Genomic DNA, 23,783 nt, shown 5'->3' with positions numbered 1-23,783 from the left:
GACGGCTTCAGCTTGCCGCGTCGACGGCTTCGCCCACCGGACGCACCGTGACGGCCTGGATGCGGTGGCCTGCCATGCGCCGCACGGTCAGCAGGTGCCCATCCAGTTCCAGCGTTTCGCCTTCCTCCGGCAGGCGCTGCAGCTGATACAAAATCAGCCCGCCGACCGAATTGACGTGGTCCGGTGCGCTCAGATCCTGACCGAGCAGGCGTTCCAGGCGGAAGATCGAGGTGCTACCGGCGACCAGCAGCGAGCCGTCCTGGCCACGGATCGGGGCATCGCGCACCACATGGCGGTGCTCGTCCTCGATGTCGCCGACCACCACTTCCAGCAGGTCTTCCAGGGTGAAAAAGCCCAGGATGCGGCCTTCTTCTTCCACGCACAGCGCCAGGTGGGTGGTGCCGGTGCGGAATTGCTCTAGTGCGTTGGGAATCGGCGTTTCCAGGGTCAGCACAGTGGGCGGGCGCAGCAGCGGACGCAGATCGTCCAGGTTCTGGCCGCGCGCCATCGCCACCAGCAGATCCTTGGTGTGCAGGATGCCCAGCACTTGCTCGCCATCGGCATCGAACCAGGGGTAGCGGCTGTAGCGCGACTCACTGAATTCGGCCAGCACCGCTTGCAGGTTCATGCCTTCGCGCAGGCTGCGCATGTGCTCGCGCGGACGCATCAGATCGCCGGCGACCAGATCCGGCAATTCCAACGCGTGGCTCATCAAGGCCAGCCCCTGGTCGGGCGTCGCGGCGTTCGGGTCCTGGCGGCCGACGATCAGCATCAATTCCTCGCGTGAGTAACGATGCGAGTGATGTTCCACTTCGCCCCAGCCGAGCAGGCGCAGGAAGCGATTGGCGCTGGTATTGAGGACCCAGATGGCCGGGTACATCAGCCAATAGAAAACGTATAGCGGCGCGGCGGTCCACAACGACATGCGTTCCGGGCGGCGGATCGCCATGGTCTTGGGCGCCAATTCGCCCAGCACGATGTGCAGGAACGAGATGAGGCTGAACGCGATTGCCAGCGCAGTGAACTGTGCCGCTTCCGGCGACAGGCCCAGTGTGTCGAATAGCGGTTGCAGCAGATGCGCGAACGCCGGCTCGCCGACCCAGCCCAATCCGAGCGAGGCCAGGGTGATGCCGAGCTGGCAGGCCGACAGATACGCATCCAGATGCGCGTGTACACCGAGCAGCAAACGCCCGCGCCAGTCGTTGGTCTGCGCCAGGCCCACCGCTTGCGTGTGCCGCAGCTTGACCAGCGCAAATTCGGCGGCGACAAAAAACCCATTCAACAGCACCAGCAGCAATGCCACCAACAGTAGCAGGACGTTACCCCACATGGCCGCCTCCATGCGCTGCGGGAGCGGTACATCGGCATGCGACCGCATGTGCAGCGGCGACAAGCGGTGTCGCGGAAATCGATGCGGAACTTACGTTTCTACAGTCAGGCTCATCGCCCATGGCGGCTTGGTATCTCGTCAGGATCAGCAGGCAGTCTAGCCGACGGCGTGCGACGACATCGTCGCAACGCGGCGAGCGAGTATCGTAGACAGCCTCGCCAGCGTGGGTACGCCCGCCGCCAGCCATCCATCACCACAAATCAGCAATGTGCGGAGAGTGCAGATGAGCGAACGTTTCAGGACCGAACACGACAGCATGGGCGAACTGCAGGTGCCCGCCGATGCGCTGTGGGGTGCGCAGACCCAGCGCGCGGTGCAGAATTTCCCGGTGTCCGGGCAGCCGATGCCGCGCGGTTTCATTCGCGCGTTGGGCTTGATCAAGGCCGCGGCAGCCGGCGTCAACGCCGAGCTTGGATTGCTGCCCAAGTCGATCGGCAAGACCGTGCAGGCCGCTGCGTTGCAAGTGGCCGAGGGTCGCTTCGATGCGCAGTTTCCCATCGATGTCTACCAGACCGGTTCGGGCACTTCATCCAACATGAATGCCAATGAGGTGATTGCCACCTTGGCCACGCGTGCCGGCACGGATGCGGTGCATCCCAACGACCACGTCAATCTCGGCCAGAGTTCCAACGATGTGGTGCCCACCGCCATTCGCGTGTCGGCCTTGCTCGCCGTGCAGGAACATCTGCAACCTGCGCTCAAGCATCTGCGCAAGACCATCGACAAGCGCGCCAAATCGCTGGACAAGATCGTCAAGACCGGTCGCACGCATTTGATGGATGCGATGCCGCTCACCTTTGGGCAGGAGTTCGGCGCGTGGTCGGCGCAGCTGAGTTCGGCGCAGGAGCGTATCGACGACGCGCTCAAACGCTTGCGCCGCTTGCCGCTGGGCGGCACGGCGATCGGCACCGGCATCAATGCCGATCCGCGTTTCGGTGGCAAGGTGGCCAAGGCCTTGTCCAGCCTGAGCGGAGCCAGGTTCCAGAGCGCGGAAAACAAGTTCGAAGGACTCGCCGCACAGGACGACGCGGTGGAGTTGTCCGGCCAGCTCAACGCGCTGGCGGTGGCGCTGATCAAGATCGCAAACGACCTGCGCTGGATGAATGCCGGCCCGTTGGCGGGGCTGGGCGAAATCGAACTGCCGGCGCTGCAGCCTGGCAGCTCGATCATGCCGGGCAAGGTCAATCCGGTGATTCCCGAAGCCACCGTGATGGCGTGCGCGCAGGTGATCGGCCACCACACGGCCATCACCATCGCCGGGCAGACCGGCAACTTCCAGTTGAACGTGACCTTGCCGCTGATCGCCTACAACCTGCTGGATTCGATCACCCTGCTGGGCAACGTGTCGCGTCTGTTGGCCGACACCGCCATTGCCGGGCTGAAGGTGCGTCAGGAACGCGTCCGCGAGGCGCTGGACCGCAACCCCATTTTGGTGACGGCAATGAATCCGATCATCGGTTATGAAAAAGCCGCGGCGATTGCCAAGCGCGCCTACAAGGAGCAGCGCCCGGTACTGGATGTGGCAAAAGAAGACAGCGGGCTCGGCGAAGCGGAACTGCGGCGATTGCTCGACCCGGCGGCATTGACGCGTGGCGGTATCCAGGCCGGCGGTGGTGGCGGGGGTTGATTACCGCAGTGCTTGCGTAGAGCGCACTTGCGCGCGATGGGGCGTTGTCGATGACGCCTGTCGCGCGCAAGCCCGCTCCTACAGGTTTGACGGCCTGGTCGTCGCCTGGCTGAGGTGCCCGAGCGTCAGTGCCGCTCGGCTTGCACGTTACTGAAACTCTCGCGATACGGCTGCAGCGACGGAATTTCATCCAGCAACTCGCCACTGAGGGTCTGGATTTCCGGCGTAGCGGTCAGCTTGATCGACTTGTACTCCGGATCCGGACCGGCCTCGTTGACCGCCTGCTGACGCAGCATCTGCAGGTGGCCGAACAGCAGCTGCAGCTTGGCGCGTGTCGGCTCTTTCTGCGGCAGCGCGATGTCGTCGATCTTGAGCGTGCCGTCGGGGGTGATTTCGGCATTGGCAGCCGGCGGGCGGCGGATCATCACCGATTGCGTGGTGACCGCAACGCGCGGCTTGCCGCGTTCGGCGCGGCGAGACGACTGGTCGCCACAGGCAGCAAGCGTGCACAGCAGCAGCGCCACGCAGAGCATCACGAACTTGTTCATGGGGTCGATGGAATGAGGGGAGCGCACTAGTGTAATCCCGCCCCGGTCTTCGAATCGGCAAAGCGGCGGTCCGGCGCCTGCCAAAATGTCGCAGGGCGTCGATCTGTTTGGTCGCCGTGCACGCATCGCCGGCTCGGAGCGCATTCCGGGCCGGCCACTCAGCCCCCGCACCGGCTGCGCAGGCGGTGAGATACGCAGTTGCCGAGCGTTGCTGAAACAAGCGCTGCCACATCCCCGCGAACGGTCGTCAACCAGGCGTGTGGCGCACAAGCATTGCAGTGGACGAGCGGCACATGCCGCGCCGTGCGACGACCACGCCCGGCCGGCGGTGGGCGTGGTCGTCGCACGGCCGCTCTACTTGCGGCAATCGTCGATGTCGTGCTGCGTCAGCGTCGAATACGGCGCAAAGGCCGGCACCAGGTGCGCGGCTGCATCCTGTGCGGTGCGCAGCGTGGCCAGCTGATCGCAGATCTGCAGGGCCTTGTTCTTGAAGGTGTCTGCCTCGGCCTCGATCCTGTCGCCGATCTGGTCGGAGTTGCCGCTGAGCACGCCCTTGATCGCTTCGCCTGCCGCATGTGCGCCAAACGCCGCGCCCTGGGTGCCGATGTCGATGCCCTTCTTGGCCACGCCTTGCACCTGCGCGTAGTAGCTGCGCATCGCCTGACGTTGCGCGTCATTCAAGTCAACCGGCTTGCCGTCGATGCTGAGCGCGCCATCGACGCTGATGGTGGCGGCCGGCAAGCCATCGCGCTTGAGCGTCAGGCTCTTGCCGATAAAGGTCACGCCGGCACCATTGGCCTGGCCGGAGACGTTGACGGTGGGTTCGGACTTGCCGCAACCCACCAGCAACACGCTCATCACTACCGCCGAAACAAGCAATTTCATCAGCAATCTCCCCACATCCTGAAAGAAGTCGTCATTTGTCTGCCGGCACTCGCGTGCTGCCGGTGACATCGCTCACCCTGATATCGCCGCTGCCCTTGCGTGCCACGTTCAGATCGCCGCGCACCTTGCGGACGTTCAACGCGCCGGAAGCGACCGACTCCACGTTGACATTGCCTTGCACATCGCGGATATCGACATCGCCCGAGCCGATCGTGCCGATCTTGATGTTGCCTGCGACGCCGTGCAGCTTGACCTCGCCGGACTGCACTTTCGCCACCTCTGCCGCACCGTGCACCTCGCGCGCCTTGAGGTCGCCCGAGCCCACTGCCAGCACGCGCAGGGCGCCCAGATCTTCCAGCTCGACATCGCCGGAACCCACCTTGGCGGTCACGCGGCCCTTGGTGTGACGAATCGTCATGTCGCCGGAACCCACGTCCGCGCTCACTGCCGCGGCCCCGTTGATCTGCGCATCGCCGGAACCCACGTCGAATTGCACCAGCAGCGTGTTCGGCACGCTGCCGCGCAGGTCCAGGTAGGAATAGCTGTTGCCGAAGGAAAACCGGCGGTCATCGTTCAAGCTCACCACCAGCTTGTCGCCGACGCGCTTCTGGGTCACGGTCAGGTTCTCGAGCAATTCGGCCCTGGCAGCACAGGCGCGCCCGCTCAGTTTCCCGCCGCCGCTGGGCGAGGCGTCCAGATGCAGGTCGTTGGAAGCGACTTCGAACAGGACCGACTTCACGCCGGTCAGTTGCAGGTCCAGGCTGCGTGGCTCGGAGAATTTGCACTGCTCCTCTGCTGCTGCAACAGCGGGCAATGCGAGCAGGATGGCCAGGCTCAGGGTCAGGCGCATGCGATGTCCCTCAGGCTTCGGAGCGCCGGCGGCGCAGGTAGATGGAAGCGGCGATCAAGGCGATACCGACGGCTGCGCCAATCCAGATGTCCGCGCTGCCATAGACGCGCGTGCTGTCGGTGTGCTGCAGGGCCCATTGCACCAGGTCGCTGGGGTTTTGCAGGGTGCTGCTGTCCAGATTGCCGCTGACGGCAAGAGGCGACCAAGTGCCGGGCAAGGCGCTGAGCAGGCCGCGGTAGACGACGACGTACCAGATCCAGCCGATCGGCAGCGACACGCCCGGCATCGCCGAGAGAATGCTCAGCATCACGCAGGCCAGCAGCGGGAACAGCACCGCCCACAGGAACGGCTTGCTGTTGGCCCAGGCCGAGCAGAACATCAGCCAGCCCACGGTCGGCAGCGCCCACAACAGGCTCATCGGCACGGTCTTGAGCAACAGCCACAGCAGCGAAAACGGGTGCGAATGGGTCGCCAGCGCCCAGGGGCTGGGCACACCGGCAATCAGGGCGCCAACGATGGCAATCAACCACAGCGCCATGCCGACCGCCGCACCGATGGCGATGGAGATCAGCGGCGCCAGCAGCAACGCCCAGGCGGCCTTGGACAACACCGTCTGCACGTCCGACACCGGCAACGATTTCCAGAACAGCACGCTGCGGTCGCGACGGTCGTCGTACAGGCTGCCGAGCGCGTAGAAAAACACCACGAACGCCAGGACCACCGAGGCGATGCCGATGCCGCCCAGCAGCAGGCCGTCGCCGACCTGGCCCAGCGTACGGGTGTATTCGGCCAGATCGTCCATGGTGATGCTGTCGCCGACCATGTTGCGGCGCGCACTGATCGCACCGATCACCGCGCCCAGCAGCGCGAAGAACACCGCAATGCCGCCGGTGATGAACTGTGCCCACACGAAGCCGCCACGGTGCTCCCAATATTCGCGCTTGAGCAGCCAGGCGAAGGTACGTGCGGGTGATGCTTGGTTGGTCACTGCATTCATGCGTAGGTCCCCTTCATGACCGCAACGAACAGGTCGGCTAGGCCGGGATTGCGGGTTTCGCCGAAACGGGCGAGCTGCTCTTTCGGCGCGCCATCGAACAACATCACGGTCTTGCCGAACGGCAGGCCGCGCTCGTCGATCGGTTTCAGGGCGCGCGCTGCATCCAGCTGCTCGGCACCGACAAGGACTTCGGTATAGCGCTCAGAGACGCTTTCCATATCGGCGGTGAGCACGATGCGGCCGTCGCGGATGAACATCACATCGGTGAGGATGTGTTCGATCTCTTCGACCTGGTGGGTGGTGACGATGATGGTCTTCTGCTCGTCGAAGTAATCCTCCAGCAGTCGCTGGTAGAACTGCTTGCGGTAGAGGATGTCCAGGCCCAGGGTCGGTTCGTCCAGCACCAGGATGCGTGCGTCGATGGCCATCACCAGCGCCAGATGCAGCTGCACGATCATGCCCTTGGACAACTCGCGCACCCGCGATTTGCGGTTGAGCTGGGTGTTGGCCAGGAAGCGCTCGCATTTGGCACGATCGAAACGCGGATGCACGCCAGCGACGAAATCGATCGCTTCGCCGACCCGCAACCAGCGCGGCAGCACCGCCACATCGGCAATGAAGCAGACCTCGTTCATCAGCGCATTGCGCTGGGTGCGCGGGTCCATGCCGAGCACGCTCAGTTCGCCATCGAAATCGGTCAGCCCCAGCACCGCCTTGAGCGCGGTGGTCTTGCCGGCGCCGTTGGGGCCGATCAAGCCGACGATGCGGCCGGCGGCGATGCTGAAGCTGGTGTTGTCCAGCGCGAGCCGATGCTTGTAGGCCTTGCGCAGGCCACGTGCGTCGACCACATGGTCGGAGGAGACGGCGGTCATGGTGTTTTTCCCTGTGGCAACAGATCGTCGATGGACAGTCCCAGGCGCTGGATCCTTTCCAGCACGGCGGGCCATTCTTCATTCAAGAAACGCTCGCGTTCGCTGCCACGCAGCTTCTGTGCGGCTTCCGGGGTCATGAACATTCCCAGGCCGCGGCGTTTCTCCACCAGGTTCTCGTCGGCCAATTCCTGGTAGGCGCGCGAGACGGTGATGGGGTTGAGTTGGTAATCGGCTGCCACCTGGCGCACCGAGGGCAGGGCATCGCCGGGCTTGAGAATTCCATCGAGCATCATGGCAATCACCCGTTCCTTGAGTTGGCGGTAGATGGGAGCGCCGTCGCTCCACTGAATGTCGTTCATGATCAGCTCCGTGGGCGCAGGGCCTGCGCGAAGGAGAAATAGGGCATCGACAGCGAAGCGCACACATGCCGGCCAGGCCGGGAACGCGCTTCGGGGGGAGTTGTCGCGTTTTCCGTAACCGCCTCCGACACGCCATAATCGGCGCCGGACTCCGTCACCTGACTGGAAGCGGCTCCCAGGCAACCAATGGCAAACAGGGTGCTGCCGAACAGCAACAGCGGAACTGGTCGCGTCAAGCGTGTGCTGTTCATGCTTTCCCCTGCGTTGGGTGACTGGTGTTGTATTCAACTATAACACCGACACGCAGGCAGTCAACTGTTTGTCATCCCCAACTGATGGCACCCCTTGGCGGTGCGCCGCCTCAACTCTGGAAGGGCATTGCTCATGTTGCTCAATCGTCTGCTAGCTCTTGTATTGACTGGCTTTTTTGCAACCTCCGCGTTCGCTGCCGGCACTCCGGTGCTGGATGTGGAGTACCGGCCGTTGGCCGGCAAGACGCCAATCAACCTGAACCGTACCTACGGCGGCAAGGTCGTCATGGTGGTCAACACTGCCAGCAAGTGCGGCTTCACCCCGCAGTACGAAGGACTGGAAGCGCTCAACCAGCGCTTCGGCAGCCGCGGCTTCACCGTACTGGGCTTTCCATCCAACGATTTCCAGGGACAGGAACCGGGATCCGAGAAGCAGATCCAGGAATTCTGCACGCTGACCTATGGCGTGAAGTTCCCGATGTTCGAAAAGGTCCATGTGCTGGGTACCGAGGCAACGCCGCTGTATCAGCGCCTGACCCAGGCCACTGGCGTGGCGCCGGGCTGGAACTTCCACAAGTATCTGATCGGTCGCGATGGCCGGGTGGTTGCGCAGTTCCCCAGCAAGATCAAACCGGACGATCCGAGCGTGCTGGCAGCAATCGAACGCGAGCTCAAGGCGCCGGCGCGCTGAGCGCAGCGCTCGCATCGCCGCGCGCGCATGCGACAATGCACATTCAGCGCCATCGGTGGCGTGTCTTTTCACTTTTGGGAAGTGCATCGAATGAAGATGGGAAAGCGCGGCGCGGCGGCGTCATTACTGATGGTGGCAATGGCGGCATCGATGCCGGCGATGTCGCAGCAACCGGCCGCAGCGGCCACCAAGGAGAAGCCAGCTTTGAATGCATCGTCTGATAAGAGCACGCGCGACAACGTCAGCTACGCCATCGGTATGGACGTGGCACGTTCGTTCGAGCCGATTGCTCAGGACATCGATGTGAACGCGATGCAACGCGCCATCGAAAATGCATTCAAGGGCGGCAAGCCGCTGTTGTCGGATGAGCAGACCCAGGCCACCGACACCGCATTGCGTACCGCGCTTGCTGCCCGCAACGGCCAGCAGGTGCCAGGCATGGCGCCGGGCGCCGCACCGGCTGCACCTTCCAAGGAAAATGTCGGTCTGATGCTCGGCGATCGTGCGGTTGGTCCGTCGCTGGCCGGCATCAAGGACGAGATCGATCTGTCGATCCTGATGGAAGCGGTGCGTACCGTGTTCGCCAAGGGCACCACGCGCCTGACCCAGCAGGAAGCCGCCGCCACCATGCAGGCATTCGCCTCTGCCAAGCAGGGTGCCGCCGCTGCCAACAATCGCAAGCAAGGCAATGAGTTCCTTGCCAAGAACAAGACCGAGAAGGGCGTGATCACCACCGCGTCCGGCCTGCAGTACATGGTGTTGCGCCAGGGCAGCGGCGAGCGCCCGATGCGGACCAGCAAGGTGCGGGTGAACTACGAAGGCAAGCTGCTCAACGGGCAGGTCTTCGACAGTTCCTACCAGCGCGGCCAGCCGGCGGAGTTCGGTCTTGATCAAGTCATTCCCGGTTGGACCGAGGGCGTGGCGTTGATGCCGGTCGGGTCGAAATACCGTTTCTGGATTCCTTCCAACCTGGCCTATGGCCCGAACGGCACGCAGGGCGGGCCGATCGGACCTGACGCAACGTTGACGTTCGATGTCGAACTGATGGGCATCCTTCCCTGATCTTCCGCAGCAGGCATTCCATTCCATGCGCGTTGCGATCTTCGGCACCGGCTACGTGGGTCTTGTGACCGGTGCCTGCCTGGCGGAAGTGGGGCATCAGGTGGTCTGCGTGGATATCGATCAAGCCAAGCCTGATGCCCTCAATCGCGGGTTCTGGCCTTCTGCGACGATGCCTTCGCTGCCCTGGAAGGCGCCGACGCACTGGTGGTGGTCACCGAGTGGAAGCAGTTCCGCAGCCCGGACTTCGGCAAGATCAAGCAGGCCTTGAAGGACGATGTCGTCTTCGACGGCCGCAACCTTTACGATCCGCAGGAGATCGAAGCCGCAGGTCTGGCGTACTACGCCATTGGACGAGGCCGTTCGCTATATGCATGAGCAATTCCCGCTGCACGACCGCGCGCTGGAAGCGCGGTTGATCGAATTGGAAACGCGCCTCTCCTTTCAGGAGCAGGCGCTCAACGAACTGAGTGAAGCACTTGCAGACGCCCGTTTGACGGGTGCACGCAATGCCGAACTGATTCGCCACCTGCTCGAGGATCTGGGCAAGGTGCGCTCCACATTGTTTGCCGATGCAGCGGACGAACCGCCGCCTCCGCACTATTGATTGCAGATTGCCACCGCCATGAGCGATACCTTACGTGACCAGTTGCTTGGGTTGGGCTTCAAGTCCGCGCCCAAGCCCGAACGCAAACCCGATGCACGGCCTGCAGCGCGTGCACATGGCAATGCTGGCAAGCCAGCACCCGGGGGGAATCGGCCGGGCCAGGGCAGGGGCCCGCAGCGGTCGCATGCCGCCGCGGCAACCGACGGCAATGGCGAGCGCAAGCCCGCTGGCAGGCCCGAGCGTCGGCACGACGGCAAGCCCGGTTCCGCGCCGCGTCCACCGCATTCCGCTGCAGACCGTCGTGGTCCCAAGCCGGCGCGCACGCGCGAAGATATCGATCTGGCCAAGGCCTATGCGATCCGTGCGCAGCGCGAGAAGGACGAGCGCATCGAAGCCGAGCGAGTGAAGCAGGAAGAAGCACGCCTGCGTCGCGAAGCCAAGGCCAAGCTCGAAGCGTTGGTGAAGGACAAGGGTTTGAATGACGCCGCTGCGGATATCGCCCGGCATTTTCCGTATGGCGGAAAGATCAAGCGCATTTACGTCACCGCCGATCAGCTCAAGGCGCTCAACGCCGGCGAGCTGGGCGTGCTGCAACTCAACGGACGCTATCTGCTGGTGACTGCCGAGCTGCTTGCCGAAGCCGAGGCGGTGTTCGCCCCATCGGTCGCCTTGAAAGTGGACCCGAACGCACCAGCGGGCGACGACCCGTACGCTGATCCGAAGTATCAGGTGCCCGACGACCTGGTCTGGTAAGGCGCGCGATGGGTGGTGTGTGTCGTGCATGGGCGCCCACCGGTGCCCATTTCATTGCGTTTTCCGCAGGCAATAAGCGCGCAGCCACCGCGTGAGCCAGATGGCGGACATCGGATTGTCGGGCGCTCAATGCAGGTTGTCGCTTGATCATGGTGCTTCATGCAATGCCTTCGGGGCACCCTGACCGCTGGCACGGAAGACAGCGTGCAGAGCGCCGCTATACAAGCCGGTCACGGGCGGCGCGGCACCATGCGCGCCGTTCGTGTCGATGCAGGCTAAGGGCCTCTGCCGTGCCTTCGTCCTTGCCTGGTTGCTCCGTCCTGCCAATGGTGCTGCATATGTTCCTGTCGTCGAAATTCCTGAAATTCAACGCCGTGGCGGCTGTCGACATGCGTGCCCGCAGTCGCGTGCCGGTGCGGGCGCCGCGCCGAACGGCGTCAGCTGCGGTGATGCTTGCGCTGTGTGTCGCTAGCGGGCATGCCAGCGCGCAGTCAGGCGATGCGCCGGCGTTCGACCGGCCGGGCATTCCATTCGCTGCGGAGGCGTTGCAGCCAGATGCGTTTGCCTGGGAGCAGGGCTTGCCGGATGCGAGTACCGATCGCAGCGCCGGTCAGCGCACGACGCAATACACTGCCGACACGCTGCTGCGTCTGGGGCTGTTCCAGAATGTAGAGCTGCAACTCGGGAGCGACAGTTACAACTGGCAGCATGGCGCTGGTGCGCGGGTACGTGGCGGCGGCGACAGCAGTGTCGGGTTGAAGGTGGCCTTGCCATCGCGTTCGGCGAGCTTCCATTGGGCTGCGTTGGGCACCTACAGCATCCCGACTGGCAGCCCGGCCTTCAGCGACGGCTACTCGCGCGAACTAGGCGTGACTGCATCCTGGGATCTGGCGCAGCAGCGTGCCATCGCGTTGTACGTCAATTACGCGCGCGATGACGACGGGCACACCTGGACCTTCGCGCCCAATTACACGTTTTTCTCCGGCGACCATTTCAGCAGCTATGTGGAAGCGGGCGTAGATACCGGCAGCGCGCATTCGCGCGTGGCCGGCGCGGGTGGCGCCTGGCAGCTGCCGCATGCGATGCAGCTGGATGTGTCGGTGTTGCGGGGACTGACCTCGGAAAGCCCGGACTGGCAAGGTGGCATCGGGTTGTCGATCGCGTTTGAGTGAGTGGCGCGAACCGCTCTGTTCGGGGCGCTGGCCGGTCGGTGTACTGCTCCGGGCTCTAGGGCTGTGCGAGTGTCTATGTTGCACTGCCGCATGCATTGGCTGCGCGGAAGAGGCCTAATTGGATCGATCCAATTTGATGCCATTGCATGCGTCTTTGTTCCTCCGCCAGGCTTGCCACGTGACGCCAGCCAAGCCGACACCCGAGATGACTGCGGACGGCGATACGCCGGGCGTGCGGCGCGGTGCGGTGACGTTACGCGATATCGCCAGCGCCATCGGTGTCTCGCGCGCAACGGTGTCGCTGGTGCTGCGCGGAAGCCCGCTTGTGCATGCAAGTACGCGCGCGCGCGTGGAGGCCGAATTGGAACGGCAGAACTACGTCTACAACCGCGCCGCGGCGAATCTGCGCCAACGCACCTCGTCCAGCGTCGCGCTGGTCATCAACGATTTGTCCAACCCGTTTTTTGCCGAGTTCGCCGCCGGTGTGGACGAGGCGCTGGGCGCAGCCGGTTATGTCACGTTGCTCGGTAGCACCGGCGAATCGACGCAGCGTCAACAAGCAGTGCTGACCTCGCTGATGGAGCACACGCCAGCGGGCATCATCCTGTCGCCGGCCGAAGGCAGCCAGGCGCAGGCGCTGACCCAGGTGCTCGGCCGCCAACGCAACGTGGTGCTGTTCAATCGCGAGGTGGAAGGCGCGCAATGGGATCTGCTGGCGCTGGATAACGCACAAGGCGCGTTCGTGGCCTGCTCGCATCTGATCGCGCAAGGTCATCGGCGTATCGTGTTTTTCGGTGGTCATGCCGCATCCAGTTCCTGCCGGCAGCGTCGCGCCGGTTACGCGCGCGCGATGCAGGCGGCGGACCTGCAAACGCATTACGTCGAGTCGGCCCCAAACCGCCAGGACGCAGCAGTGTGCGGGGCGCGCTTGCTGAGCAGTGCGGCGCACGCGGCGACTGCAGCGGTCTGCTACAACGACAGCGTTGCGCTCGGTTTAATGGCGGCGTTGGCCAAGCACGGCATCGTACCTGGCCGCCACTTTGCGGTGACCGGCTTCGACGATATCGCCGAAGCGGCGCTGTTCACGCCTGCATTGACCACCCTGGCTGCAGACCCGCGTGCGCGTGGCAGGCAGGCTGCGCAACTGGTACTGCAACGCATCGGTAGCCCGGGGCTCGCCGCACAACAGCTGACCGCTGCAGTCGCCTTGAATATTCGTGCGAGCAGCGCCTGCGGACCGACAACGCAGCTGTCATCACCTCCCCCGAGCGGTCCATCCGCCCATTCCCCCACCAAGGCCTCAGGCCGCTGACCAGGCAACTCCTATGGTTTCCCTTTCCACGCAATCCTCCGTGCCTAGCGGCAGCAAGGCGCCTGTCAATAACGGCGTCGCGCTGTCGGTGGTCACCACGATCTTTTTCATGTGGGGCTTTCTGACCTGCCTCAACGACATCCTGATTCCGCACCTGAAGGCGGTGTTCGAGCTCAACTTCGCGCAGGCGATGCTGGTGCAGTTCACCTTCTTCGGCGCGTACTTCCTGATGTCGCTGCCGGCTGGTTGGCTGGTGAATCGGTTGGGCTATAAGCAGGGCATCGTGGCGGGGTTGGCGGTGGCGGCGGTCGGCGCGCTGGGTTTCTGGCCGGCGGCGGAATTGCGCGTATACGGCGCATTTCTCGGCGCATTGTTCGTGCTGGCCACCGGCATCACCATCTTGCAGGTGGCGGCCAATCCCTACGTCGCCTTGCTGGGTCCCGAGCGCAGCGCCTCCAGTCGCCTGACCCTGGCCCAGGCACTGAATTCGCTCGGCACCGCCATCGCGCCACTGTTGGGCGGCTGGTTGATCCTGTCCAACACGGTGATGAGCGGCGACCAGCTGAAGGCCCTGCCGGAAGCCGAGCAACTGGCTTACCGCGTGCAGGAAGCGCAGGCTGTGCAAGGCCCGTACATCGGGCTGGGTATCGTGCTGTTCTTGCTGGCGGTTTTCGTGTTCTTGTTCCGTCTGCCGGCACTGACCGACGCCAGTGCACAGAAAGACGACAGCACGCATTCCTTGCTCGATGCCTTGCAACACCCGCATGTGCGATTCGGTGTGTTGGCGATCTTCTTCTATGTGGGCGCAGAAGTGGCGATCGGCAGCCTGATGGTCAACTACTTCTCGTTGCCGCAGATCGGTGGGTTCACCGAGCGCGAGGCGACCAAGTATGTGTCGGCCTACTGGACGCTGGCGATGATCGGCCGCTTCATCGGCTCGGCGCTGCTGGCCAAGCTGTCGCCGCGCGTGTTGTTGTCGGTGTTCGCGGCAATCAATGCGCTGTTGCTGGGCCTGACCATGGCCAGCGGCGGCATGTTGGCGGTGTATGCACTGGTGGCGATCGGCCTGTTCAATTCGATCATGTTCCCGACCATCTTCACCTTGGGCATCGAGCGGCTTGGTCCGCTGACCGGGCGCGCGTCGAGCCTGCTGATCATGGCCATCGTCGGCGGCGCCATCGTGCCGTATCTGCAAGGGTTGCTCGCCGATGGCATCGGCCTGCATGAGTCGTTCGTGCTGCCGTTGCTGTGCTACCTGTACATCGTGTTCTACGGTATCTGGGGCTCGCGGTTGCGCGGTGCACTGGCGGAGGCACGCGCATGAGTGCGACCAAGCATCAGGTGGTGTGTTTCGGCGAAGCGCTGATCGACATGCTGGCATTACCGCAGACCCAACCGGACCAGGCGCGTACCTTCGCGCAATATGCCGGCGGTGCGCCGGCCAATGTCGCCGTTGCGGTGGCGCGCCTGGGGGGCGCTGCGCATTTTGTCGGCATGCTCGGGCGCGACATATTCGGCGATTTCCTGCTGCAAAGCCTGCAGCAATCCGGCGTGGCGACCGACGGCATCGTGCGCACCGATCAGGCCAAGACTGCGTTGGCGTTCGTTGCGCTGGACGAAGCCGGCGAGCGCAGTTTCAGTTTCTACCGTCCGCCGGCAGCGGACTTGTTGTTCCGTCCCGAGCACTTCGCTGCGGACGGGTTTAAGCAGGCAGCGGTCTTGCATGTGTGCTCCAACAGCATGACCGAGCCGGAGATTGCCCAGTGCACGCTCGACGGCATGCGCCGTGCGCGCGCCGATGGCGCCATCGTCAGCCTGGACCTCAACCTGCGCCCGATGCTGTGGCCGCAGGATGTGAACCCGGCGCCGCTGCTATGGGAGGCGTTGGCGTTGGCCGATGTGGTCAAGCTGTCGCGCGAGGAACTTGAGTATCTGGCGGGAACGCTCGACAGCGATGCCAGTGCGGTCACGCAAAAGCTGTGGCAGGGCAAGGCCAGTTGGTTGCTGGTCACCGATGGCGGCGGGCCGGTGCATTGGCAGACACGCACCGATTCTGGCCAGGTGCCGGCGTTCCAGGTGCAGGTGCGCGATAGCACCGCCGCTGGCGATGCGTTCGTCGGCGGGCTGCTGTATCAGCTGGCAACGCGTGCTGCATCGCTGGAGCAGCTATGCGGCGATCCTGCGGCAGTCAATGAGGTGATTCGGTTTGCTGCCGCGGTCGGCGCGCTGGCGGTGACGCGCAAGGGCGCGTTCGCGGCAATGCCGAGCATCGATGAAGTCCATTCCTTGATCCAGGAACAATCATGAGCCGTTTGCCTGCAATACCCGCACCCGATTTCCGTTTGGCTGACGTCTTGCGCCAGCACATCGCCGACACCATGGCGTTCTACCATCCGCGCGCGATCGATCCGGCAGGCGGGTTTTTCCAGTATTTCCGCAATGACGGTTCGATCTACGACGCTGGGCATCGGCACCTGGTCAGCAGTACGCGCTTTGTCTTCAACTACGCGATGGCCTACCGCGAGTTCGGCGATGCGGCGTACCTGCAGGCGGTGCGTCACGGGCTGGATTATCTGCGCAACGTGCATCGCAACCCGCAAACCGGTGGTTATGCGTGGACGCTGCGCGACGGCGTGGTCGAAGACGACATGAATCACTGCTATGGCGTGGCCTTCGTGCTGCTGGCGTATGCGTGTGGTTTGAAGGCCGGTGTCGATGAGGCGCGTGCGTGGATGGACGAGACCTGGCAGCTGCTGGAAAAGTACTTCTGGGACGCGCAGTTCGGGCTGTATCGCGACGAGGCCGACGCGCAGTTCAATTTCACCAGCTACCGCGGCCAGAACGCCAACATGCATATGTGCGAGGCGATGATTGCGGCGTACGAGGCCAGCGGCGAGCAGCGTTATCTCGATCGCGCGCTGGTGCTCGCGGAGAACATGACCCTTCGCCAGGCAGCCAAGGCCGATGGGTTGGTGTGGGAGCATTACGACCTGCAGTGGAATATCGACTGGGATTACAACCGCGACAATCCCAAGCACCTGTTCCGCCCCTGGGGTTTTCAGCCCGGCCATCAGACCGAATGGGCCAAGCTGCTGATGCTGCTGGATCGCTATGCGCCAGCCGATTGGTTGCTGCCCACTGCGCAGCATCTGTTCGATGTCGCAGTAGCGCGCTCATGGGACGCGCAGCGCGGTGGGCTGTATTACGGGTTCGACCCTGACGGCAACGTCTGCGACGACGACAAGTATTTCTGGGTGCAGGCCGAGTCGTTGGCCGCCGCTGCGTTGCTGGCGCAGCGCAGTGGCGACGATCGCTACTGGCAGTGGTACGACAAGCTATGGGCCTATTCGTGGGCGCACATGGTCGATCATCGGTATGGCGCGTGGTATCGCATCCTGGATGCGGACAACCGCAAGTACAGCGATGAGAAAAGCCCGGCGGGTAAGACCGATTACCACACCATGGGCGCGTGCTACGAAGTCTTGAACGTGCTGCGGCCGGCTGCTTGATGCTGGCCCGATCCAAGCGCCACCGCGCAATGCGGTGGCGTTGCCGGGTAGGAGCGCAGCCGGGCGCGATGGCCTTTTACCTGTGAAGCCTCGTCGCGCCCGGGTGCGCTGCGACGATATCTGCGGTCTGCAGATGCCCCTTACTCCGGGTCGTAATCCAGGTTCGATGCCAGCCAACGCTCGGCCAATGCCAGCGTGATGCCCTTGCGCTTTGCGTAATCGGCCACCTGTTCCTTGCCCAGTCGCCCGACCACGAAGTACTGGCTCTTGGGGTGGCTGAAGTAATAACCGCAGACCGCGGCAGTGGGCAGCATCGCGAAGCTTTCGGTCAGCGACATATCGGCGTTGCGCTCGGCATCGAGCAGATCGAACAAGGTGCGTTTTTCGCTGTGTTCGGGGCAGGCCGGGTAGCCGGGCGCCGGGCGTATGCCGCGATAGCGCTCGGCGATCAAGGCTTCGTTGTCCAGTGCTTCGTCCTGGACATAGCCCCAGAACTCGGTGCGCACGCGTTGATGCAGGCGTTCGGCCAGCGCCTCTGCCAGACGGTCGGCCAACGCCTTGAGCAGGATGGAGTTGTAGTCGTCGTGCGCGGGTTCGAAGCGCGCCACATGTGCATCGATACCGATGCCGGCGGTCACCGCGAAGGCGCCGATCCAGTCCTGCTTGCCGCTGCTCTTTGGAGCGATGAAATCGGCCAGGCAGAAGTCGGGGCGGTCGATGGGCTTGTCGACTTGTTGGCGCAAGAAGTGCAGGAGTTGCCGGGATTGGGGAGTGGAAATTCGGGATTGGCTCTGCCGCTGCCAATCTCCAATCTCCACTTCCGAATCCCGGTGGTCCGTCAGGACCACCTCGACATCATCTCCGACGCTATTTGCCGGCCACAGCCCGAACACGGCCTTGGCCGTCAGCCACTTCTCTTCGACGATGCGCTTGAGCATGCGGCGCGCGTCGCGATACAGCTCGCTGGCCTGGGTGCCGACGATGTCGTCGCTGAGAATCGCAGGGAACTTGCCGGCCAGTTCCCATGCCTGGAAGAACGGCGTCCAGTCGATGAGTTCGATCAGCTCCTGCAACGGGTAGTCGCCGAATACGCGGATGCCTGGCTGGCGTGGGGCCGGTGGGGTGTAAGTGTCCCAATCGCCATCGAAGCGCTGCGCACGGGCTTTTTCGAGCGACACCAGGCGCTTGGCATCGCCGCGGTTACGGTGGCGTGCACGGATTTCCGCGTAATCGGCATCGTTGGCGGCGACGAAGGCCTGGCGCAGGTCGCGCGAGATCAACGATTGCGCCACGCCCACGGCACGCGAGGCGTCCTTCACCCACACGGTGGGTGCGCTGTAGTGCGGGTCGATCTTCAGCGCGGTGTGCGCGCGCGAGGTCGTTGCGCCGCCGATCAACAACGGAATCTCGAAGCCCTGCCGCTGCATCTCGCGCGCCACGTGCGACATTTCTTCCAGAGATGGCGTGATGAGGCCGGACAGCCCGATCAGATCCGCGTTTTCTTCGCGTGCGCGATCCAGGATCACCTGCGCCGAGACCATCACGCCCAGATCCACCACATCGAAGTTGTTGCAGGCCAACACCACGCCGACGATGTTCTTGCCGATGTCGTGCACGTCGCCTTTGACGGTGGCCATGATGATCTTGCCGTTGGACTTGCCGACATCGCCGGTGCGCAGTTTTTCCGCTTCGATGAAGGGCAGCAGATAGGCCACCGCCTTTTTCATCACGCGCGCGGACTTGACCACCTGCGGCAAAAACATCTTGCCGGCGCCGAACAAATCGCCCACCACGTTCATGCCGTCCATCAGCGGGCCTTCGATCACTTCCAGAGGGCGTGTGGAATGCTGGCGCGCTTCTTCGGTGTCGGTTTCCACGAATGCGTCGATGCCGTGCACCAGCGCATGCGCCAGGCGCGCGCGCACCGGCTTGTCGCGCCAGGCCAGGTCTTCGACTTTCGCCGCCCCCTTGGTGCCCTTGTAGCGCTCGGCGATTTCCAGCAGGCGTTCGGTGCCGTCGCGGCGTCGGTTGAGGATCACGTCCTCCACGCGTTCGCGCAGTTCCGGATCCAGCTCGTCGTAGATCGGCATGCCGCTGGCGTTGACGATGCCCATGTCCATGCCGGCCTTGATCGCATGGAGCAGGAACACCGAGTGGATCGCCTGGCGCACGGTTTCGTTGCCGCGGAACGAGAACGAGACGTTGGAAACACCGCCGGAGACATGGCAGTGCGGCAGCGTGTCCTTGATGATGCGGGTGGCTTCGATAAAGTCCACCGCGTAGTTGTCGTGCTCTTCGATGCCGGTGGCCACGGCAAAGATGTTTGGGTCGAAGATGATGTCTTCCGGCGGAAAGCCTACCTGCTCGGTCAGCAGCGTGTAGGCGCGCGTGCAGATCTCGACCTTGCGCGCACAGGTGTCGGCCTGGCCTTGTTCGTCGAAGGCCATCACTACCGCTGCGGCACCGTAGCGCAACACCTTGCGGGCGTGTTCGATGAACACTGGCTCGCCTTCCTTGAGCGAAATGGAGTTGACCACGCTCTTGCCTTGCAGGCACTTCAATCCCGCTTCGATGACGCTCCACTTGGACGAATCCACCATCACCGGAATGCGCGCGATATCCGGCTCGGACATGATCAGGTTGAGAAAGCGCGTCATCGCCTTCTCCGAATCGATCAGGCCTTCGTCCATGTTGACGTCGAGGATCTGCGCACCGCTGTCCACCTGCTGACGCGCGACCTCCACTGCTTCCTCGTAGCGCTCCTCCTTGATCAGCTTGCGGAACTGCGCGCTGCCGGTGACGTTGGTGCGCTCGCCGACGTTGACGAACAACAGGTCTGGCGTAATGACCAGCGGCTCAAGGCCGGACAGGCGGGTGTAGCGGGGAGTGCTCATGCAAGGCTCTGCTGGACGGTGACGGCGCGGACGGTCTTGGTGGGGTGGTGCGCATGGCCGAACGATGCGGCGCGATGGAATGCGGCCCTCATCCGGCGCTGCGCGCCACCTTCTCCCGAAGGCGGGAGAAGGGCAGTGCGCTGCGCACGGAGCATCCTTGTGGCAAGCCGAGCAATGCGGATCCCTTCTCCCTCCAGCGAAGGACAGGGTGTGTACTGCGCATGGCGCTTCCTCGTGGCAGCCCAAGCGCTGCGCTGTCCTTCTCCCGCCAGCGGGAGAAGGTGCCCGAAGGGCGGATGAGGGCTCACTTGCCGCATCACGCCGCCAACTCCTGCGTGCCGGGCAATTGGCGCGGTGGAAGATCGGCGACCGCTTCGGCGATGGCGCGGATATGGTCGGGCGAGGTACCGCAGCAGCCGCCGACCAGGTTGAGCAGGCCGGCCTGTGCGAATTCGCGTAGCGTGGCCGCCATTTCTTCCGGCGTCTCGTCGTATTCGCCGAAGGCATTCGGCAAACCGGCGTTCGGATGTGCGCTGACATAGGCGTCGGCGATCTGCGCCAACGTTTCCACGTGCGGGCGCAACTCCTTGGCGCCGAGCGCGCAATTCAGGCCGATCGACAACGGCCGGCCGTGCGCGACGGAGGCATAAAACGCTTCGGCGGTCTGTCCGGACAAGGTGCGACCGGATGCGTCGGTAATGGTGCCGGAGACCATCACCGGCAAACGCCCGCCGCGCGCTTCGAAGACCTCTTCGATCGCATACAACGCGGCCTTGGCATTGAGCGTGTCGAAGATGGTTTCCACCATCAGGGTATCGGCGCCGCCATCGATCAAGCCTTCGATCGCTTCGCGATAGGTTTCGCGCAGCGCGTCGAAACTGGTGTTGCGGTAGCCGGGATCGTTGACGTCCGGGCTGATGGAGGCGGTACGGCTGGTGGGGCCGAGCACGCCGATCACAAAGCGCGGTTTGTGCGGGGTCAACGCCTCCACTTCGTCGCAACAGGCGCGGGCGACCTGTGCGCCGGCCTTGTTCAACTCGTAGACCAGATGTTCCAGGTGATAGTCGGCCTGGCTCACCGACGTGGCGTTGAAGGTATTGGTTTCCAGCAGATCGGCACCTGCATCCAGATAGGCGCGATGAATGCCGGCAATGATCTGCGGCCGGGTCAGCAGCAGCAGATCGTTGTTGCCCTTCAAGTCGTGGCCCTGCGGTACGTGTGCGTGGTCGCAACCGGGCGCGTGCACGTGCGCACTGTCGTAGCCGTCGGCAAAACGGGTGCCGCGGTAATCCGGTTCCTGCAGGTTGTGGCGCTGGATCATGGTGCCCATCGCCCCATCGATGATGAGGATGCGCTCGCGCAACGCGGCAGTTAGCTTGGCCGCGCGCTCGGGGTGCAACCAGGGCAGCGCGTGCACAAGGGGGGAGTGGAGTGCTGCAGGCGTCATGATGCGATGCTCCGTGAGGCAGTGGTGCTGCTTTCGACGATTCCCGATTCCCGACTCCCAATTCCCGGCTTCACCGCAATCAGCGAGATCACCTCGAAATGCGGCGGTCGTTTTTCGCGCGTCACCGTCTCCAGGCTGGACACGTCCAGCCCGGCTTTTTCGACGAACTTGCGCAACTCCTTGGCAGCAAACCCCAGATTGACGTGACCGTACGCATGCACCGCGGCGCGGTGTTCGTGCTTGGCCAGGCTGCACAGCAGCAGGCGGCCGCCCGGGCGCAGCACGCGCGCCGATTCGGCCACCGCCTGCGCCGGTTTGGCCGCATAGGTCAGCGCATGCATCAGCACCACCAGGTCGAAGCTGGCATCGGGGAATGGCAGCGCATGCATGTCGCCTTCGCGCACTTCCACATTGCGGAGTTTGCGCAGGCGCTCGCTGGCGGCCGCAACCACGCGCGCGCTGGTGTCGATGCAGATGTAGCGGGTGGCATGCGGTGCCACCAGCTCGGCCAGCACGCCGTCGCCGGAAGCGATATCGAGTACGTCGCCGGTTTCCAGCAGGGGCAGGGCGGTGCGCGCCAGCGCTTCCCAGGTGCGTCCGGGCGAGTAATGCCGTTCCATGTCGCCAGCCACCGAATCGGCCCAGTTCTGGTCCGCGGCACGGTTGGCCAGCACGGCGGCCACGCGCTCGGCATCCTGGCGCAATAACGGATCGTCGCTGCCTGTGCTCAGCGCCAGCCAGAGCGCCCGCTGGGCCGGGTCCAGCGACACTTCGTCGAAGCGGTAATACGCCGACACCCCGGCGCGGCGGTCGCGGACCAGCCCGGCTTCCTTGAGTTTGGCCAGGTGCGTGGACACCCGCGGCTGCGCCAGGCGGGTGATGGCCGACAGCTCGGCCACGGTGAGTTCTTCCTGCTCCAGCAAGGCCAGCAGGCGCACTCGGGTGGCGTCGGCAAACACCTTCAGGCGGGCCGACCAGTCTTCCAGATCCATGAATATCTCTATATCGCGATATGGAGATATTTTCGGTCCGGCGGCAGGTGCGGTCAACTACATACGCATGCGAATGGTTGGCGCTACAATGGGGCTCAGCTCAGGCCTGAAGGGGTGCGACGTGGATTTCAGCTTTACCGAAGAACAATTGATGATCCAGGATGTGGCGCGCCGCATCGCCCAGGAAAAGATCGCGCCCAGCGCCGAGCACTTCGACCGTAGCGGCGAGTTCCCGCTGGAAAATATCCGCCTGCTGGGCGAAAACGGCCTGATGGGCATCGAGGTGCCGGTCGACTGCGGCGGCGCCGGCATGGACCCGATCAGTTACGCGTTGGCGATGATCGAAATCGCCGCGGCCGACGGCGCGCATTCCACCATCGTCTCGGTCAACAATTCGCTGTTTTGCACCGGCATTTTGAAGAACGGCAGCGAAGCGCAGAAGCAGCTCTATGTGCGCGCGATTGCCGAAGGCACCCACATCGGTGCCTTCGCGCTGACCGAGCCGCAGTCCGGCTCGGATGCCTCGGCAATGCGCTGCCGCGCGGTCAAGCAGGCCGATGGCAGCTTCGTCATCAATGGCAAGAAGAGCTGGATCACCTCCGGCCCGGTCGCCAAGTACATCGTTTTATTTGCGGTAACCGAGCCGGACAAGGGCTCGCGCGGCATCACCGCCTTCATGGTCGACACCGACCGCGCCGGTTTTCACCGCGGCAAGACCGAACCCAAGCTCGGCATCCGCGCCTCGGCCACTTGCGAAATCGAGTTTGCCGATTACGTTGCGCAGCCCGACGACGTGCTGGGCGTAGAAGGCGAGGGCTTCAAGACTGCGATGAGCGTGCTGGATGCCGGGCGCATCGGCATTGCGTCGCAGGCGGTCGGGATTGCACGCGCGGCGTATGAGGCCACGCTGGCCTACGTGAAGGAACGCAAGGCATTTGGCGCGGCCATCGGCACGTTCCAGATGACCCAGGCCAAGATCGCCGACATGAAGTGCAAGCTGGATGCAGCGCTGCTGCTGACGTTGCGCGCGGCGTGGTTGAAAGGGCAGGGGCAGAAGTTCGGTACCGAAGCGGCCGTGGCCAAGCTAACCGCATCCGAGGCGGCGATGTGGATCACCCATCAGGCCGTGCAAATTCATGGCGGCATGGGGTATTCGAAAGAAATGCCGCTGGAGCGCTACTTCCGCGACGCCAAGATCACCGAAATCTACGAGGGCACCTCGGAGATCCAGCGCCTGGTGATCGCGCGCGGCGAGACCGGCCTGCGCTGAGGTCGACCGCGCTCCAGCGCTGACGCTACGCGCGGCAACGCTGGAGCGCTCTCCGCGACGCCAAGATCACCGAAATCTACGAGGGCACCTCGGAAATCCAGCGCCTGGTGATCGCGCGTGGCGAGACCGGCCTGCGCTGAGGTCGACCGCGCTCCAGCGCTGCCGCTACGCGCGGCAACGCTGGAGCGCTCTCCGCGACGCCAAGATCACCGAAATCTACGAGGGCACCTCGGAGATCCAGCGCTTGGTGATCGCGCGCGGCGAGACCGGCCTGCGCTGAGGTCGACCGCGCTCCAGC

Annotated in this window: 24 protein-coding genes and 4 pseudogenes; 17 read left to right on the top strand and 11 right to left on the bottom strand. The window is 63.9% G+C overall.

The window, feature by feature from the left end; all coding sequences use genetic code 11:
• Positions 1–7: 7 nt before the first annotated feature.
• Positions 8–1,393, bottom strand: a complete 1,386-nt coding sequence (locus ACCQ03_RS10245; protein WP_209226489.1) for a hemolysin family protein — start codon at positions 1,391–1,393, stop codon at positions 8–10.
• Between the two features lie 220 nt (positions 1,394–1,613).
• On the opposite strand from ACCQ03_RS10245, the gene ACCQ03_RS10240 reads away from it, so the two are divergent.
• The gene (locus tag ACCQ03_RS10240; RefSeq protein WP_209226487.1) at positions 1,614–3,017 is read left to right on the top strand and encodes a class II fumarate hydratase; all 1,404 of its coding nucleotides are present in this window, start codon (positions 1,614–1,616) and stop codon (positions 3,015–3,017) included.
• Positions 3,018–3,142: 125 nt separating this feature from the next.
• Here the strand turns inward: ACCQ03_RS10240 and ACCQ03_RS10235 are convergent, their stop codons facing one another.
• From ACCQ03_RS10235 to ACCQ03_RS10205, 7 genes are all read right to left on the bottom strand, one after another.
• Positions 3,143–3,565 carry a hypothetical protein gene (locus ACCQ03_RS10235; RefSeq protein WP_057678257.1) on the bottom strand — a complete coding sequence of 141 codons (423 nt, stop codon included), beginning with the start codon at positions 3,563–3,565 and terminating at the stop codon, positions 3,143–3,145.
• A 354-nt stretch (positions 3,566–3,919) separates the two neighbouring features.
• Positions 3,920–4,450: a DUF2884 family protein gene (locus tag ACCQ03_RS10230; protein ID WP_057678256.1), complete on the bottom strand. Its 531-nt coding sequence runs from the start codon at positions 4,448–4,450 to the stop codon at positions 3,920–3,922.
• A gap of 31 nt (positions 4,451–4,481) precedes the next feature.
• Positions 4,482–5,300 (bottom strand): DUF4097 family beta strand repeat-containing protein, encoded by an 819-nt coding sequence (locus ACCQ03_RS10225; RefSeq protein ID WP_057678255.1) that lies wholly within the window; start codon positions 5,298–5,300, stop codon positions 4,482–4,484.
• A 10-nt stretch (positions 5,301–5,310) separates the two neighbouring features.
• Positions 5,311–6,297, bottom strand: coding sequence for a hypothetical protein (locus tag ACCQ03_RS10220; protein ID WP_041019234.1), 987 nt, complete (start codon positions 6,295–6,297; stop codon positions 5,311–5,313).
• Positions 6,294–7,169, bottom strand: a complete 876-nt coding sequence (locus ACCQ03_RS10215) for an ABC transporter ATP-binding protein (RefSeq protein WP_209226482.1) — start codon at positions 7,167–7,169, stop codon at positions 6,294–6,296. Before ACCQ03_RS10215 ends, ACCQ03_RS10220 begins: the two co-directional genes overlap by 4 nt.
• Positions 7,166–7,528, bottom strand: a complete 363-nt coding sequence (locus ACCQ03_RS10210) for a GntR family transcriptional regulator (RefSeq protein ID WP_003483692.1) — start codon at positions 7,526–7,528, stop codon at positions 7,166–7,168. Before ACCQ03_RS10210 ends, ACCQ03_RS10215 begins: the two co-directional genes overlap by 4 nt.
• 2 nt (positions 7,529–7,530) lie before the next feature.
• Positions 7,531–7,779 (bottom strand): hypothetical protein, encoded by a 249-nt coding sequence (locus ACCQ03_RS10205; protein WP_081022799.1) that lies wholly within the window; start codon positions 7,777–7,779, stop codon positions 7,531–7,533.
• Between the two features lie 133 nt (positions 7,780–7,912).
• Here ACCQ03_RS10205 and ACCQ03_RS10200 point away from each other — a divergent pair, with 133 nt between their 5' ends.
• From ACCQ03_RS10200 to ACCQ03_RS10140, 13 genes and pseudogenes are all read left to right on the top strand, one after another.
• Positions 7,913–8,470 carry a glutathione peroxidase gene (locus tag ACCQ03_RS10200; RefSeq protein ID WP_057678253.1) on the top strand — a complete coding sequence of 186 codons (558 nt, stop codon included), beginning with the start codon at positions 7,913–7,915 and terminating at the stop codon, positions 8,468–8,470.
• 35 nt (positions 8,471–8,505) lie between these two features.
• On the top strand, positions 8,506–8,691 hold the full coding sequence (locus ACCQ03_RS10195) for a hypothetical protein (RefSeq protein WP_244664084.1): 186 nt from the start codon (positions 8,506–8,508) through the stop codon (positions 8,689–8,691).
• On the top strand, positions 8,609–9,532 hold the full coding sequence (locus tag ACCQ03_RS10190; protein ID WP_228507876.1) for an FKBP-type peptidyl-prolyl cis-trans isomerase: 924 nt from the start codon (positions 8,609–8,611) through the stop codon (positions 9,530–9,532). The genes ACCQ03_RS10195 and ACCQ03_RS10190 overlap by 83 nt, the downstream gene beginning before the upstream one ends.
• Positions 9,533–9,557: 25 nt before the next feature.
• Positions 9,558–9,626: pseudogene (locus ACCQ03_RS10185) on the top strand (hypothetical protein); the annotation flags it as partial.
• Positions 9,627–9,685: 59 nt separating this feature from the next.
• A pseudogene (locus ACCQ03_RS10180) lies at positions 9,686–9,907 on the top strand (UDP binding domain-containing protein); the annotation flags it as partial.
• Complete coding sequence (locus tag ACCQ03_RS10175) at positions 9,900–10,136, top strand: SlyX family protein (protein ID WP_209226684.1); 237 nt, start codon at positions 9,900–9,902, stop codon at positions 10,134–10,136. The pseudogene ACCQ03_RS10180 and the gene ACCQ03_RS10175, both read left to right, overlap by 8 nt.
• 18 nt (positions 10,137–10,154) lie before the next feature.
• Positions 10,155–10,889, top strand: a complete 735-nt coding sequence (locus ACCQ03_RS10170; protein WP_335338808.1) for a DUF2058 domain-containing protein — start codon at positions 10,155–10,157, stop codon at positions 10,887–10,889.
• A gap of 91 nt (positions 10,890–10,980) precedes the next feature.
• A pseudogene (locus tag ACCQ03_RS10165) lies at positions 10,981–11,168 on the top strand (hypothetical protein).
• Positions 11,169–11,215: 47 nt separating this feature from the next.
• Entirely contained in the window at positions 11,216–12,061 is an 846-nt protein-coding gene (locus ACCQ03_RS10160) for a transporter (protein WP_209226479.1), read from the top strand.
• A 136-nt stretch (positions 12,062–12,197) separates the two neighbouring features.
• Complete coding sequence (locus ACCQ03_RS10155) at positions 12,198–13,373, top strand: LacI family DNA-binding transcriptional regulator (RefSeq protein WP_209226679.1); 1,176 nt, start codon at positions 12,198–12,200, stop codon at positions 13,371–13,373.
• A 13-nt stretch (positions 13,374–13,386) separates the two neighbouring features.
• Positions 13,387–14,697 carry an L-fucose:H+ symporter permease gene (gene fucP / locus ACCQ03_RS10150; protein ID WP_033474070.1) on the top strand — a complete coding sequence of 437 codons (1,311 nt, stop codon included), beginning with the start codon at positions 13,387–13,389 and terminating at the stop codon, positions 14,695–14,697.
• The gene (locus ACCQ03_RS10145) at positions 14,694–15,680 is read left to right on the top strand and encodes a carbohydrate kinase family protein (protein WP_209226476.1); all 987 of its coding nucleotides are present in this window, start codon (positions 14,694–14,696) and stop codon (positions 15,678–15,680) included. The genes fucP and ACCQ03_RS10145 overlap by 4 nt, the downstream gene beginning before the upstream one ends.
• Complete coding sequence (locus ACCQ03_RS10140) at positions 15,677–16,882, top strand: AGE family epimerase/isomerase (protein ID WP_209226474.1); 1,206 nt, start codon at positions 15,677–15,679, stop codon at positions 16,880–16,882. The genes ACCQ03_RS10145 and ACCQ03_RS10140 overlap by 4 nt, the downstream gene beginning before the upstream one ends.
• 140 nt (positions 16,883–17,022) lie before the next feature.
• Here the strand turns inward: ACCQ03_RS10140 and metH are convergent, their stop codons facing one another.
• The 3 genes from metH to ACCQ03_RS10125 all read right to left on the bottom strand — a co-directional run bounded on the left by metH (position 17,023) and on the right by ACCQ03_RS10125 (position 22,215).
• Positions 17,023–19,776 carry a methionine synthase gene (gene metH, locus ACCQ03_RS10135; RefSeq protein ID WP_209226472.1) on the bottom strand — a complete coding sequence of 918 codons (2,754 nt, stop codon included), beginning with the start codon at positions 19,774–19,776 and terminating at the stop codon, positions 17,023–17,025.
• A gap of 316 nt (positions 19,777–20,092) precedes the next feature.
• Positions 20,093–21,223 (bottom strand): homocysteine S-methyltransferase family protein, encoded by a 1,131-nt coding sequence (locus ACCQ03_RS10130; RefSeq protein ID WP_150145784.1) that lies wholly within the window; start codon positions 21,221–21,223, stop codon positions 20,093–20,095.
• A complete protein-coding gene (locus ACCQ03_RS10125; protein ID WP_057685053.1) occupies positions 21,220–22,215 on the bottom strand; it encodes an ArsR/SmtB family transcription factor in 996 nt (331 codons plus the stop codon). Before ACCQ03_RS10125 ends, ACCQ03_RS10130 begins: the two co-directional genes overlap by 4 nt.
• 88 nt (positions 22,216–22,303) lie before the next feature.
• Here ACCQ03_RS10125 and ACCQ03_RS10120 point away from each other — a divergent pair, with 88 nt between their 5' ends.
• The 3 genes and pseudogenes from ACCQ03_RS10120 (at position 22,304) to ACCQ03_RS10110 (ending at position 23,765) form a co-directional block, all read left to right on the top strand.
• Positions 22,304–23,485, top strand: a complete 1,182-nt coding sequence (locus ACCQ03_RS10120; RefSeq protein WP_057677694.1) for an acyl-CoA dehydrogenase family protein — start codon at positions 22,304–22,306, stop codon at positions 23,483–23,485.
• Between the two features lie 53 nt (positions 23,486–23,538).
• A pseudogene (locus ACCQ03_RS10115) lies at positions 23,539–23,625 on the top strand (acyl-CoA dehydrogenase family protein); the annotation flags it as partial.
• The gene (locus ACCQ03_RS10110; RefSeq protein ID WP_150147597.1) at positions 23,622–23,765 is read left to right on the top strand and encodes an acyl-CoA dehydrogenase family protein; all 144 of its coding nucleotides are present in this window, start codon (positions 23,622–23,624) and stop codon (positions 23,763–23,765) included. The pseudogene ACCQ03_RS10115 and the gene ACCQ03_RS10110, both read left to right, overlap by 4 nt.
• Positions 23,766–23,783: the final 18 nt, after the last annotated feature.

Source organism: Xanthomonas sp. NCPPB 3569, assembly GCF_041475645.2.
GTDB lineage: Bacteria > Pseudomonadota > Gammaproteobacteria > Xanthomonadales > Xanthomonadaceae > Xanthomonas > Xanthomonas phaseoli.
Note: the sequence above shows the minus strand (reverse complement) of the source record. Positions and strands in the feature narration are given on the sequence as shown.